A 12,604-nucleotide genomic window follows, 5' to 3' on the forward strand; every position below is an offset into this window, starting at 1 on the left:
TGATCTACAATCTGATAAAGAGTGCAATGACGAATTGATTGTTCAGGATTCTGAATAATCGCGTCTAAAATGATAGGAATTCAAGTGAACAAGCTGCAAGCAATGGAAGTTTTCATTCAAGTCGTCGATGCCGGCGGCTTTACGCGCGCGGCGGAAAACATGCAGCTGCCGAAAGCCACCGTATCGACCCTGATCCAGTCGCTGGAAGCGAGCCTGTCGGTCAAGTTGCTCAACCGCACCACGCGCCACGTCAGCATCACGTCCGACGGTGCCGCCTATTACGAACGCTGCGTGCGCATCCTGTCGGACGTGCGCGAAGCCGAGGAATCGCTGTCGCGCACGCGATTGAGCCCCAGCGGGCGGCTGCGCGTGGATGCGCCCACGGCCCTGGCAAGCGAACTGATCATCCCTGCCCTGCCCGACTTTTTCGCCCGCTACCCGGACATCTCGCTGGAACTCGGTTGCAGCGACCGCCCCGTCGACCTGATCGAGGAAGGCGTCGACTGCGCCGTGCGCGGCGGCGAACTGGGCGACCTGAACCTGATCGCGCGCCGGGTCGGCGTGCTGCACTTCATGACGTGCGCCTCGCCTGGCTATCTGGCGCACCACGGCACGCCGCTGCATCCGAACGACTTGCCGCGCCACCGGGGCGTGAATTTTTTCTCCGCCAAGACCGGTAAAACATTTGAATGGGATTTTACCCGCGCCGGCGAACGCATCCAGGTCGCCATGCCCAGCCATATCGCCCTGAACGATTCGAACGCCTACACGGCCGCCGGCCTGGCGGGCCTGGGCATCGTGCAAATGACGCATTTCATGCTTGCGCCGCTGCTGGAACAGGGCAAAATGGTGGAATTGCTCAGTGAATGGGAATCCGACCCGCTGCCCATCCACGTGATCTATCCGCCGAACCGCCATCTGTCCGCCAAGGTGCGCGTATTTGTCGAATGGGTCGCCGACATGTTTACCAATCACCCGGCCACGCAACTGAAGGGCAAGAGCAGCCTGCCCAGCGCGCGCGCCACCCAGACCGAGGCCCAGCCATGACCGTAGCAGCAAGCATATCGCCGCACCCGCACCGCATCGTCTTTCTCGACCGCGACAGCCTGATCGCCACCGTGCGCCCGCCCGCCTTCGCGCACAGCTGGCAAGAGCATGCGCACACCAGGGGCAGTGAACAGACGGTATCCCGCCTGCAAGGCGCCACGATCGCCATCACGAACAAAGTGCCGCTGCGCGCGGCCGAGCTGGCGCAGCTGCCCGGGCTGAAGATGATTGCCGTGGCCGCTACCGGCACGGATATCATCGACCTGGCCGCCTGCCGCGAACGGGGCATCGTCGTGGCCAACATCCGCGACTATGCGCGCGCCACCGTGCCCGAACACACCTTGGCCCTGATGCTGGCCCTGCGCCGTCAATTGATCGCCTACCGTGCCGACGTGGAAGCGGGCCTGTGGCAGGCATCGGACCGCTTCTGCCTGTTCGGCCACCCCATCCGCGACCTGGCCGGCAGCCGCCTGGGCTTGCTCGGCTACGGCGCGCTGGGCAAGTCCGTGGCGCAGCTGGGCCGCGCCTTCGGCATGCAAGTCATCGTACATAACCGCTCGCCCATCAAGGACGACGGCGTGACGCAAGTGAGCTTCGACGACTTGCTGGCCACCTCCGACGTGCTGAGCCTGCACCTGCCGCTGACGGAGGCCACGCGCAACATCATCGGCGCGGCAGAACTGGCGCGCATGCAGCCAACGTCCCTCCTGATCAACACGGCACGTGGCGGCCTCGTCGATGAAGCGGCGCTGGCCGATGCATTGACAAACGGCGTGATCGCCGGCGCCGGTTTCGACGTGCTATCGAAGGAACCGCCGCTGCCCGATAATCCGCTGTTGAACTTGCGCCTGCCCAACTTCATCCTCACGCCGCACACGGCCTGGGCCAGTGGCGAAGCCATGCAAAAGCTGGCCGACATCCTGATCGGCAACGTGGAAGCATTCGAGCGGGGTGCGCCCACGAACGTGGTGGCATGAGCGTCTTGCACGAACTGGACGAACTGCTGTGCGGCGACGACGAGGAATACGACCGCCTCGACCTGTTTCACGAGGCGGGCGAGTTGATCGGGCAACTGCGGGCGGCCGACGTGCCGGCGCTGCTTGCCCTGTGGCAAGCGCGCAGCCTGTGCTGGCAACAGCGCTACACGCAAGCGAGCGGCTCCATCGACGGCGCCGTCCTGCGCACCCTGCTGTCCGGTTTGCTGCAGATCAAGGAGACGCCTCACGGCGTGTTCGAATTGATGACTCGCCTGCCTGCGACAGCCGACGCCTCCCCGCTCAGCGACGCCTTGCTCGATTACGCCGAGCAAGCCTGGCATGCGAATCCGGCACGGCAACGGCAAATCCAGATCAGTTGCTGGAGCTGCGGGCTGTCGGGCCGGCTGCTGAAACGGCTGGGGTTTTCCGCCTGGAAGGAAGCGGGACTGTAGTTCTTACGACGCGGCCGGCGTTTCGAATGAAAATCCCGGCGCATACGCATGATAGCCGTCGAAATCGCCCTTGCCGATGGCCGCGCCGGCGCTGCGCGCAATCGCATACGCCATGCCGAAGTGAAAATAGAAATTCGGCAGGATGTACAAATTCAGGTAGTCACCGGCCGGCAGCGCGATGTCGGCAAAGCCGGCGCGGTCGCGGCAGATGCGTTCGGGCGGCCCGTCAAAACGCTCCACAGGTATGTCCTTGAGATAGAGCATGGTCTGCGCGATCTGTTCCTGCAGGCTGGCGGCGGCGCTGAAATCAACCACGTCCAGCCCCGCCAGCGGGCAGCAGCCGCGCAGGGAAAAGCTCACGGCCGCGCGCACCTGCTGGGCGAATGGCAGCATGTCCGGGTGCAAGCGCGCCGCCAGCATGGGCGGCGCGGTGCCGGTCTTGTCGAGCATGGCGGAGAGCTGCGCCAGCGAGCGGCAAAAGATGGTGACGGGACTGATCTGCATGAGGTTCTCTTCCAGTTGAAAATGCTGTGCAAAACCTTGGCTCATGGCACGCCGGCAATGCGCGCATACAGCCAGAAATTGCCGGACCTTCCGCGAATTTGCCGGTAGCAGCGCAGATAACCTTCGCGCTCGAAACCGCAGCGTTCGAGCACGCGGATCGAACGTTCATTGCTCTCCAGCACAGTGGCCTGGATGCGCAGGAAGCCCAGGCGCTGGAAGCCCCAGTCCACGGCCGACGCGGCGATGGACGTGGCCACGCCCTGCCCCCATACGGCGGGAGACAGATCGTAGGCGATTTCCGCCGTGCGATGTTGCGGGGAAATGGCATTGAAGCCGATCGTGCCCACCAGCTGGCCGCCCGCGCGCAGCACGACGGCCAGGCGGATGGACGACGCTGCCTGGGCCGATGCGTAGTCATCGAAGTTGCCCTGCAGATCGTCGATGCAACGCAAATCCCAGCTCGTGTGCTCCACGACAACCGGGTCGGACAGATAGGCATACCAGGCGGATGCGTCGCCGGGTTCCAGGTGGCGAAAAGCTACCAGTGGATGGGCTGAAACGGGTAAGTCGGCAGTCATCATCGCTTGGCATGCTCCTCAATCCAGCGGGCAATCGGCGGCCAGCCAGGATGTAAAGTCATCGGCAAGCCGCTCGAAATCGTCGCGTTGCATGGAACCATGCCCGACCAGGTACACGGCGCGGTCGCCATCATCGAGTGCCAGCATGACGGCGCGCCCGCCGCTGTCGTCGCCGATGGTGATGTAAGCGGGGCAGGATTGCAGCGTGTCATATATCTCGTTGCGTTCGATCAGACTGTCTGCGCCGTACAGCAATACCTGTTCACCGCGCATGCCTTCTTGCCAGTCCTGCAGAAAACGCAGGTAGTGCGCCGGCAAGGCGCGGCCCAGCCAGCGCTCGAGCGCTTCGGTTTCCTGCTGGCTCACGCGGCGCCCTTGCGCCGTGCTTCCCACGTACGCCGCAGCAAGCCGTACAGGGCCGTATCGCTGACGTGGCCCCCGACGATCCAGCGTTCCGGCAAGAAACCTTCCTTGTTGAAACCCTGGCGTTCCAAGGCGCTGGCCGACGCCGTGTTGAGTGGGTCGATATCGGCTTCCAGGCGGTTCAGGTCGCGCTCGATGAACGCGTATTCCAGCAATGCCGACAAGGCTTCCTGCATATAGCCCTTGCCCCAATGCGGGCGCGCCAGCGCATAGCCGATTTCGGCACGGCGGTTCTGGCGGTGCTCGGAAAACAGGCTGCAGCTGCCCATGTATTCGCCCGTCGCCTTCAGCGTGACGGCGAAGCGGAAGAATTCCTCGCTCTCGAAAGCGGCGATGTCCTCGGCAAGCTTGCGCGCGGCGATGCTGGCATCCTGCCATGGCGGCTCGCTGAAATAGCGCATCACTTCGGGATCGGCATGCATGGCGAAGAAGTCCGCTTCATCCGATGGTTGCGGTTTGCGCAGGATCAGGCGTTCAGTGGTGATGGTTTTCGTGTAGGCCATGCGACTCCAATCAAAGGTTCAAAGGGCAATGCTTATTATTCCATGCAACTATAACGATGTGGCAACTTTGTGACTTTGCTTTTTAATGTAGTATGGCAATATTTCACCATATCATAGATGCAACTTCATGATCCGCCTATGCACGCCGTAAAAGAAGCAGCACATACCGACGCCGTCCCGGTGCAGCCGGAGATCTCGAGCAAGCACAAGCGGCCAGTGATCGTCTGGGCCAGCATCGCCTTCTTTGGCATGTGCGCCATGCTGCTTGGCATGACCTTCTGGATCGTCTGGTCTTCGCGCGAAGTGCGCTTGCACGAAGCGCAGGCGACGACGGAACACATGGCGCGCACCCTGGCGACCCAAGCGTACATGGAACTGGAAGTGGCCGATGTGATGCTGGAAGATATCGTCGAGCATATCCGCAACGAAGGCAATAATGACGCTACCGGCGAGCGGCTGCAATCGCATCTGCAGCAGTTGTCGAAAAATATCGTGGAAATTGCCGGCGTCTTCATTTTCGACAGCCGCGGAGACTGGCTGGCCAGCTCGTCCGGCGCCGGGCAGGACGGCAACAATGCGGACCGCGACTACTTTACTTATCACAAGACGCATGCGCAGCTGGGCAGCCGCATCAGCGCGCCCGTGCGCAGCAAATCCAGCGGGCAATGGGTCTTGCCCGTATCGCGCCGAGTGGAATTGGCGGACGGCTCGTTTGCCGGCGTGGTGCTGGTCACCCTGGGGCTTGCCTCCTTCGAACGCATCTACGATAGCCTCAACCTTGGCAATACGGGCACGGCCTTCTTTGCCCTCGATGACGGCACCTTGATCTACCGTCGGCCATTCCAGACCAATGTCATCGGCATGGATATTTCGTCGGGCGCAGTCCTGCGCGCCTACCGCGAAAAAGGGCCGGTCGGCACGGCCATGATGACGGCGAAGGTGGACGAGATCGAACGGCTGTACAGCTATCGCCACCTGCAGCGCTTTCCCGTCATCGTGGCGGCGGGGCTATCGGAGGAAGATATTTTCGCCGAATGGCAACGCTTGAGCATGCAAATCGTGCTGGCGTCGCTGGCGGCAGGCGCGGCGCTGATCTATCTGTTCCGCAAGCTGATGCGGCAAATTGCCATACGCGACCGTATCGAGGCCAGCCTGCGCCTGGCCAGTACGCAATTGCAGCGCGCCAATGCGGACCTGGCGGCGCGGGCGTCGCAAGACGGCTTGACGGGACTGGCCAACCGCCGCTGTTTCGACGAAACCCTGGCGCATGAACTCAAGCGCGCCCAGCGCGACGGACACGCAGTGTCGCTGATCATGCTGGACGTGGATTTCTTCAAGAAATTCAACGACCAGTATGGTCACGTGGCGGGCGACGCCTGCCTGCAGGCAGTTTCCGGCGCCGTGGCGCGCAGCGTCGGCCGGGCCGAAGACCTGGCGGCGCGCTATGGCGGCGAAGAATTCGCCGTGATCATGCCCGGCACGGGCGCGGCTGGCGCCCTGGAAGTCGCGGAAACCATCCGCTCGGCAGTGGAAGCGCTGCAGATACCCCACGCGGCCAGCGCAAACGGCATCGTGACCGTCAGCCTGGGCGCAGCCACAGTCCAGTCCAGCCAGGTACATTGCACGGATAGCAGCGAACTGATACGCCAGGCAGATACCTTGCTTTACCAGTCGAAAAACACGGGCCGCAACCGCGTCAGCGGCGGCGGACCTGCAACATGAAGCCGCCCATGTCCGGAAAAAGAATCGCCCTCACCATGCCGCTGTCCCTCATCGCGCTGGCCGTCTGGCTTGGCTTGAGCATGGGCGGCCGCTGGCTGGAAGCCGCCGGCTACGCCTTGCCGGGCGCAGCCGTCACCGGCCGTATCGGCCTGTCTTGGGCGCTGGCCGCCCTGTTCGCGCTGGCGCTGCTACTGGCGTCAAGCGGACGCCGCGAAGCGGGCCTGGGCGCGCCGCAGCCCTGGAAATCGCTGTGGCTCGTCTGCCCTCCCCTGCTGTATGCGCTGCTGATGCTGTTGCTGGCCTGGGCCGGCGGCTGGCCGCAGCCGCGCGTGCTGCTGATCGTCGCCTGCAATGCGGCGCTGGTGGCCATCTCGGAAGAACTGATGTTCCGCGCCATCTTGCTGCAAGGCATGCTGAACCGCTACGCCGTCTGGCCGGCCGTATTGATGTCATCGGCGCTGTTCGGCCTGGCCCATACGGCCAACGGCCTGGCCACGGGCGACGTCAGCGGCGCCTTGTGGCAAGCCTTGGCCGCCGCCTTGCAGGGCGTCGGCTATGCGGCCATCCGCCTGCGCACCCGCTCGGTATGGCCCATGATCGTCGTGCATGGCCTGTGGGACTACGCGCTGGTGACGGCCACCTTGCCCAACCCGGCCGAAGACGGCGCATCGATCCTGCCGTACATCGCCCTGCTGGCCGTGCTGCCCCTGTGCCTGTACGGTGCCTACCTGCTGCGCCCCAGCCAGCGCGCGGCCATCTTGCAAGCATAAGGAATCCGCATGGCGTTTTTTTCACGTGACTACGAAGTATTCCTGCTGCTGGCCGCGCCCGATGCGGCGCCGCCGTGGCAGGCGGCGCAATGGACGCGCATCGAATTGACGCCACACCTATCCTGATCGGACTCCCATGCGACACCTGCTTTGCGCCACCCTGCTCTGCTTCAGCAACCATGCGGGCGCCTTCGAACTGAGCGGCGCCATCCGCAGCAACGGCGCGCCGCTGCCGCCCGCCATCAGCATCATTGCCGAGCGCATGCACGGCGAGCCGCAGATACATGGCACGGTCGAGAACGGCCGTTACCGCATCGACGTGCCGGAAAACACCTTGCTGGCGCTGGTCGTGCGGGCGCCGCAATGGGAGGCGGAACCGAGACTCATCCACGACGCTGCCACGGCAGGCGCGCCGGATATCCTGCTGTATCGGACGGCGGTGCCGGAAGCGGCGCTGGCGCAGGAATTGCTGGCCATGGAAAAGGAAGACGTGGCCGCACGCACGGATTGGCCGGCGACAGGTGTCGACCTGCAGGCACGGCAGCGCATGCGCGAGACGGATGCGAGGAACGAAGCGCGGCTGCGCCACATCATCGCCAGCAAGGGATGGCCCACGCAAACAATGGTCGGTTACAAGGCGGCGGCCAGCGCATGGCTGATCGCCCAGCATGGATCAAGTGCCTTCCTCAAAAGCAGCCTGGTGCTGATGCGCACGGCGGCCGCGCAAGGTGAAATCACGCCGTCCAGGCTGGCCCTGACGATCGACCGCGACTTGACCAATGACAAACTGCCGCAGCTGTACGGCAGCCAGTTCCAGACGGGCAGCGACGGCAAGAGCGTCGCTTTCCCCATCGCCGATCCGCAGCATCTGGAGCAGCGCCGCGCCAGCGTGGGACTGGAGCCGTTTGCACAGTACCGGCAATTCTTCGAATAGGCACCGGCATTGACAAGGCCGCCCATCGCATGGCATCGTAACGCCATGCAATCGCCATTCCCTCCCCTGCCCACCATTATTGCCGCCATTCCAACGATGGTGGCTTAGCAGCAGTGTGATTGCCAAAGCCGCCTGCAAGGCGGCTTTGATGTGCAATCACTGGTCAAACCGTCTCGCAGGCTTCATTTCTTTTTTAGCGAGCGACCATGACCCCGACTTCCAGCACCGACGCTGCCCCCACCCTGCACCTCGTCTGCGGCAAGATAGCCTCCGGAAAATCCACTTTGACCAGCCAGCTTGCGCACGCGCCGCACACGGTGCGCATCAGCGAAGACACTTTATTGGCGCAGCTGTATCCGGGCCAGATCGCCAGCCTGGCCGATTACGTGGCGTGCGCGGCGCGGCTGCGCGCGGCCATCGCCCCCTTGGCCCTGCAGATGCTGTGGGCGGGCGTGTCCGTCGTGCTCGACTTCCCGGCAAATACGCCGGCCAGCCGCGCCTGGATGCGCGCACTGTTCCAGCAGGCGGGCACGCCGCATGTGCTCCATTACCTCGACGTTTCGGACGAAGAATGCAAGGCGCGCTTGCGCCAGCGCAATGAAAGCGGGCTGCACCCGTTCTCCACCAGCGACGCGCAATTTGATGACATCACGCGCCACTTCGTGCCGCCCGACTCTTCGGAAGGCTTTCACATCGTGCGGATTGCCGCTTAAAACGTGCCCGGCAGCAGGATCTTTTTATCCACCTGCTGCAAGTCGCGCAAGCCGCAGAACGCCATCGTCAAGTCGAGCTCGTTGCGGATGATGTCCAGGCATTTGCTCACGCCCGGCCCGCCCATGGCGCCCAGGCCGTATAAAAACGGGCGGCCGATGTACACGCCTTTCGCGCCCAGGGCCACGGCCTTGATCACGTCCTGGCCCGAGCGGATGCCGCCGTCCATGTGCACTTCGATCTGGCTGCCGACGGCGTCGACGATGGCGGGCAAGGCTTCGATCGACGATTGCGCGCCGTCGAGCTGGCGCCCGCCGTGGTTCGAGACGATCAGCGCGTCGGCGCCGCTTGCCACGGCCAGGCGCGCGTCTTCCGGGTCCATGATGCCCTTGATGATCAGTTTCCCGCCCCAGCGCCGCTTGATCCATTCCACGTCGGCCCACGACAGGCTCAGGTCGAACTGCTGCTGCGTCCAGGCCGACAGCGACGACATGTCGGAGACGGACGTGGCGTGGCCGACGATGTTGCCAAAACCGCGGCGCTTCGTGCCCAGCATGCCCGCCACCCAGCGCGGCTTGGTGGCCATGTTGAGGATGTTGGGAATGGTGAGTTTGGGCGGCGCCGACAGGCCGTTGCGCAAGTCCTTGTGGCGCTGGCCCAGCACCTGCAAGTCCAGGGTCAATACCAGCGCGCCGCACTTGGCCGCCTTGGCGCGGTCGATCAGGCGGTTGATGAATTCGCGGTCCTTCATCACGTACAACTGGAACCAGAACGGTTTCGTCGTGTTCGCCGCCACGTCCTCGATCGAGCAGATACTCATGGTCGACAGAGTGAATGGCACGCCGAATTTTTCTGCCGCCTGGGCCGCGAGGATTTCGCCATCGGCATGCTGCATGCCCGTCAAGCCCGTGGGCGACAGGGCTACCGGCATCGATACGTGCTGGCCCACCATGGTCGAAGCCAGGCTGCGGTTTTCCAGGTTGACGGCCACGCGCTGGCGGAATTTGATCTTCGCGAAATCGCTATTGTTGGCACGGTACGTCGATTCCGTCCAGGAGCCGGAATCGGCGTAGTCGTAAAACATGCGCGGCACCCGTTTCTGGGCCAGCACGCGCAAGTCTTCGATGCTGGTGATGATACTCATGCGTTTCCTCGGTCGATGGCAAGTCAAGCCATGATCGTGCATTTGCCTGTAATTGTCTATCCGGCAGGCAATGCCACGCTTACCAGGCGCGCGCGCCGAGGATCTTCTCGCCCAGTTCCGTCAACTGCGCCTGCGGATAGCGCAGTTTTTCCTTTTCCTCGGGGTCGCCGGGAAACGCATAGCCTTGCGGCGCGCTGCGCTCGCGCCAGCTTTGCACGCGCCAGTCGCGCAGCGACTGATTGTCTTCCTGCGCCGGCGTAAAGGAGATGTATTGCGCCAGGCGCACCTGGTCCGTCGACGTGTTCGGGCGGATGCCGTGCGCCAGCAGGCTGTTGAAAATCAGCAGCTCTCCTTTCTTCATGGCGATGAATTCCATCGGATACGGCACCGTCGCCAGGTCCGGCTGCCATGGATTGCGGTCCGCCGGCACGGTCTTGCGCCACGCCAGCAAGTTGTTGAACAGTTCCGGGTAGCATTGAAAACCGCCGCTCTCGGGCGAGGTATCGGACAGGGCCAGCACGCCTTGCACGTTGACGGGCAGCGGGTCGAGCGTCGTGTCGGCATCCCAGTGGATGAAGCCGCCAAACTTGCGCTTGCCATTGTTGGGCGTGTTCAGGTTGGCGCGGTCAATCGTCACCCACAAATCCTGACGGTCCCAGATGTCGACAAAGGCATCGTAGACGCGCCGGGTCTGGCGGTTATCCCACAGGGTCTGGTTGTGATAGGCCTCGACCATGCCGGAACCGTTGAGTTCCTTCATCGCGTGGTCGCGCAGCTGGTCCCGGTTCCAGGTGGAAGCATCTTGCTGGTCGAGTCCCTGAAATTCCCACAGGAAATCGGTCGTGCGGCGCACCTGCTCTGGCGAGACGGCATCCTTGACGATGACGTAGCCGTAGGTTTGCCAGTGCAAGAAATCGCTGTCGGACAGCACGCGCAGCGGCAGCTGTTTCCGGATGTCGCGCAACTGGGTTTGTTCCGTGTAGGCCACGGACGGGTTGCCGGGACGGTCTTCGCCGTACTGATATCGGTCTTGCATCGCTGTCTCCTGTGTTGGTGTGAGACAGATTGTGCTACGCCGGTGCCGTGTAAAATGCGTGCGCAGCGACCAATACTGATACTATCCTGACTATCCATCATCTTAAAACGTCACGATGACGCCTTTATTCGAACAAGTCACGATCCCGACGGGCCACTCCTGGGGCTTGCTGTGGCGCGAACTCGATGCCATTCCCTTCATCTGGCATTACCACCCGCAATTCGAGCTGACCCTGACCGTGAATGCGCGGGGACAGCGCTACATCGGCGACCATCTGGGCGACTTCGAACCGGGCGACCTGGTGCTGCTGGGGCCGAATTTGCCGCACACGTGGTCGGCCAGCGAGCGCATCGACAGCGCGCAACCGATGCTGGCCGTCGTCGTGTGGTTTTCGCTCGAGTGGGTGGAACAGCTGGCCGCCTGTTTTCCGGAATTGCACAGCGTGCGGCAGCTGGCGGCCCGCGCCGGCCCGGCCCTGCATTTTTCAGCGGACACGAGCGCACGCTGCGCCCATCAACTGCTGCAGCTGAATGCCCTGCCCGTGCCGCAGCGCCTGCCGCTGCTGCTCGACGTGCTGCTGGACCTGGCGGGCGATGGCGCCGCGCGGCCGTTGGCCTCGACAGCGCAGGCGCCGGTGCATGCCGATGGGCAGCAAAAGCGCATGGCAATCGTGTTTGACTTCATGCACGCACATTTCCGGGAAGAGATCGCACTGGAAACCCTGGCGCAGCGGGCGGCCCTGTCGCTGGGCGCGTTTCACCGCTGTTTCAAGCGCCACGCGCATTGCACGCCGGGCGAGTATCTGGCGCGGCTGCGCATCGGGCGCGCCTGCCAGCAGCTGATCGAGAGCAATCTCGCCATTGCCGTCATCGCGCAAGAGGCGGGCTACCGCAACCTCGCGCATTTCAACCGCCAGTTCCGTGCCGCCAAGCACGTGACGCCGCGCGCGTTTCGCCTGCAATACCGGCGCGGTCCCAACGACCTGTCGTAAAGCCGTTCGGAAACGAAAAAGGGGATCAGATTTTACAATCTGACCCCCAATATTCTGGTGCGGCTGGCAGGAATTGAACCCACGACCCCTTGGTTCGTAGCCAAGTACTCTATCCAGCTGAGCTACAGCCGCCTAAGACAAGATTATAGCAGGGCTTCGCAGAATGGCAAAGGGCGTCGTGCGGATATTTCACAATTGCCCAGACTGCCAGCGTGGTCGCTGCCAAGGCACCGTCAGGACGAAAAAAAACCCGGAAAGCGAACTTTCCGGGTTTTTTCACTACTGCTGATACTGGTGCGGCTGGCAGGAATTGAACCCACGACCCCTTGGTTCGTAGCCAAGTACTCTATCCAGCTGAGCTACAGCCGCAAACTCTGACACACTTCGCCGGACGGCGCGAAGCTTGAAACTTTCATCAAGACGAAGCAAACTTCATCTTGGCAATACTGGTGCGGCTGGCAGGAATTGAACCCACGACCCCTTGGTTCGTAGCCAAGTACTCTATCCAGCTGAGCTACAGCCGCAAAACTTCTACAACATTCCATTAACAACATGGAGGTGAAACTTGTTACAACAAAACCAGGCAAAGTCTGATTTTCAGTATTCTGGTGCGGCTGGCAGGAATTGAACCCACGACCCCTTGGTTCGTAGCCAAGTACTCTATCCAGCTGAGCTACAGCCGCGCAGGCAAACATTATAGCGTATTCATTTCGCTTTGAAAAGTTCGATTTTTCAATCGCTTAGCTGATTTTGCAGAATACCGCCCCGCATGATCGACTACCTTTTCACTGCCAAAAAGCTTGCGCCTTTTT

14 protein-coding genes and 4 tRNA genes are annotated in these 12,604 nt (G+C 62.6%); 8 read left to right on the forward strand and 10 right to left on the reverse strand.

What is annotated here, in order from left to right; genetic code table 11:
- Nucleotides 1–84 precede the first annotated feature (84 nt).
- Genes CLU90_RS08240 through CLU90_RS08250 form a run of 3 tightly spaced genes read left to right on the forward strand, consistent with a single transcriptional unit; the run spans nucleotide 85 to nucleotide 2,476 of the window.
- A complete protein-coding gene (locus CLU90_RS08240) occupies nucleotides 85–1,047 on the forward strand; it encodes a LysR family transcriptional regulator (RefSeq protein ID WP_100427659.1) in 963 nt (320 codons plus the stop codon).
- Nucleotides 1,044–2,024 carry a D-2-hydroxyacid dehydrogenase gene (locus CLU90_RS08245; RefSeq protein ID WP_100427660.1) on the forward strand — a complete coding sequence of 327 codons (981 nt, stop codon included), beginning with the start codon at nucleotides 1,044–1,046 and terminating at the stop codon, nucleotides 2,022–2,024. The genes CLU90_RS08240 and CLU90_RS08245 overlap by 4 nt, the downstream gene beginning before the upstream one ends.
- Complete coding sequence (locus CLU90_RS08250) at nucleotides 2,021–2,476, forward strand: hypothetical protein (RefSeq protein WP_100427661.1); 456 nt, start codon at nucleotides 2,021–2,023, stop codon at nucleotides 2,474–2,476. Before CLU90_RS08245 ends, CLU90_RS08250 begins: the two co-directional genes overlap by 4 nt.
- Before the next feature lie 3 nt (nucleotides 2,477–2,479).
- On the opposite strand, the gene CLU90_RS08255 is transcribed toward CLU90_RS08250, so the two are convergent.
- Genes CLU90_RS08255 through CLU90_RS08270 form a run of 4 tightly spaced genes read right to left on the reverse strand, consistent with a single transcriptional unit; the run spans nucleotide 2,480 to nucleotide 4,484 of the window.
- Nucleotides 2,480–3,025, reverse strand: coding sequence for a DUF1993 domain-containing protein (locus CLU90_RS08255; protein ID WP_232731124.1), 546 nt, complete (start codon nucleotides 3,023–3,025; stop codon nucleotides 2,480–2,482).
- Nucleotides 3,022–3,561: a GNAT family N-acetyltransferase gene (locus CLU90_RS08260; RefSeq protein ID WP_092714433.1), complete on the reverse strand. Its 540-nt coding sequence runs from the start codon at nucleotides 3,559–3,561 to the stop codon at nucleotides 3,022–3,024. The genes CLU90_RS08255 and CLU90_RS08260 overlap by 4 nt, the downstream gene beginning before the upstream one ends.
- Before the next feature lie 15 nt (nucleotides 3,562–3,576).
- Nucleotides 3,577–3,924 carry an SMI1/KNR4 family protein gene (locus CLU90_RS08265; RefSeq protein WP_100427662.1) on the reverse strand — a complete coding sequence of 116 codons (348 nt, stop codon included), beginning with the start codon at nucleotides 3,922–3,924 and terminating at the stop codon, nucleotides 3,577–3,579.
- Nucleotides 3,921–4,484: a GNAT family N-acetyltransferase gene (locus CLU90_RS08270; protein ID WP_092714429.1), complete on the reverse strand. Its 564-nt coding sequence runs from the start codon at nucleotides 4,482–4,484 to the stop codon at nucleotides 3,921–3,923. Before CLU90_RS08270 ends, CLU90_RS08265 begins: the two co-directional genes overlap by 4 nt.
- 138 nt (nucleotides 4,485–4,622) lie before the next feature.
- Here CLU90_RS08270 and CLU90_RS08275 point away from each other — a divergent pair, with 138 nt between their 5' ends.
- From CLU90_RS08275 to CLU90_RS08290, 4 genes are all read left to right on the forward strand, one after another.
- On the forward strand, nucleotides 4,623–6,206 hold the full coding sequence (locus CLU90_RS08275) for a sensor domain-containing diguanylate cyclase (RefSeq protein WP_198511174.1): 1,584 nt from the start codon (nucleotides 4,623–4,625) through the stop codon (nucleotides 6,204–6,206).
- A gap of 8 nt (nucleotides 6,207–6,214) precedes the next feature.
- Nucleotides 6,215–6,976: a CPBP family intramembrane glutamic endopeptidase gene (locus CLU90_RS08280; RefSeq protein WP_157808779.1), complete on the forward strand. Its 762-nt coding sequence runs from the start codon at nucleotides 6,215–6,217 to the stop codon at nucleotides 6,974–6,976.
- Between the two features lie 136 nt (nucleotides 6,977–7,112).
- Nucleotides 7,113–7,910 carry a DUF6624 domain-containing protein gene (locus CLU90_RS08285; protein WP_100427665.1) on the forward strand — a complete coding sequence of 266 codons (798 nt, stop codon included), beginning with the start codon at nucleotides 7,113–7,115 and terminating at the stop codon, nucleotides 7,908–7,910.
- A gap of 206 nt (nucleotides 7,911–8,116) precedes the next feature.
- Nucleotides 8,117–8,623, forward strand: a complete 507-nt coding sequence (locus CLU90_RS08290; protein WP_100427666.1) for an AAA family ATPase — start codon at nucleotides 8,117–8,119, stop codon at nucleotides 8,621–8,623.
- Here the strand turns inward: CLU90_RS08290 and CLU90_RS08295 are convergent.
- Nucleotides 8,620–9,765 (reverse strand): alpha-hydroxy acid oxidase, encoded by a 1,146-nt coding sequence (locus CLU90_RS08295; RefSeq protein WP_100427667.1) that lies wholly within the window; start codon nucleotides 9,763–9,765, stop codon nucleotides 8,620–8,622. The two genes, CLU90_RS08290 and CLU90_RS08295, sit on opposite strands and share 4 nt — an antisense overlap.
- A 79-nt stretch (nucleotides 9,766–9,844) precedes the next feature.
- Nucleotides 9,845–10,801, reverse strand: coding sequence for a phytanoyl-CoA dioxygenase family protein (locus tag CLU90_RS08300; RefSeq protein WP_100427668.1), 957 nt, complete (start codon nucleotides 10,799–10,801; stop codon nucleotides 9,845–9,847).
- Nucleotides 10,802–10,916: 115 nt separating this feature from the next.
- Here CLU90_RS08300 and CLU90_RS08305 point away from each other — a divergent pair, with 115 nt between their 5' ends.
- The gene (locus tag CLU90_RS08305; RefSeq protein ID WP_092714414.1) at nucleotides 10,917–11,792 is read left to right on the forward strand and encodes a helix-turn-helix domain-containing protein; all 876 of its coding nucleotides are present in this window, start codon (nucleotides 10,917–10,919) and stop codon (nucleotides 11,790–11,792) included.
- A gap of 55 nt (nucleotides 11,793–11,847) precedes the next feature.
- On the opposite strand, the gene CLU90_RS08310 is transcribed toward CLU90_RS08305, so the two are convergent.
- The 4 genes from CLU90_RS08310 to CLU90_RS08325 all read right to left on the reverse strand — a co-directional run bounded on the left by CLU90_RS08310 (nucleotide 11,848) and on the right by CLU90_RS08325 (nucleotide 12,475).
- Nucleotides 11,848–11,924: transfer RNA gene (locus CLU90_RS08310), tRNA-Arg, on the reverse strand.
- Between the two features lie 160 nt (nucleotides 11,925–12,084).
- Nucleotides 12,085–12,161 (reverse strand) — tRNA-Arg (locus CLU90_RS08315).
- Between the two features lie 78 nt (nucleotides 12,162–12,239).
- Nucleotides 12,240–12,316 (reverse strand) — tRNA-Arg (locus CLU90_RS08320).
- A gap of 82 nt (nucleotides 12,317–12,398) precedes the next feature.
- A tRNA-Arg gene (locus CLU90_RS08325) sits at nucleotides 12,399–12,475 on the reverse strand.
- Nucleotides 12,476–12,604: the final 129 nt, after the last annotated feature.

Source organism: Janthinobacterium sp. 67, from assembly GCF_002797895.1.
Classification (GTDB): Bacteria; Pseudomonadota; Gammaproteobacteria; order Burkholderiales; family Burkholderiaceae_D; genus Janthinobacterium.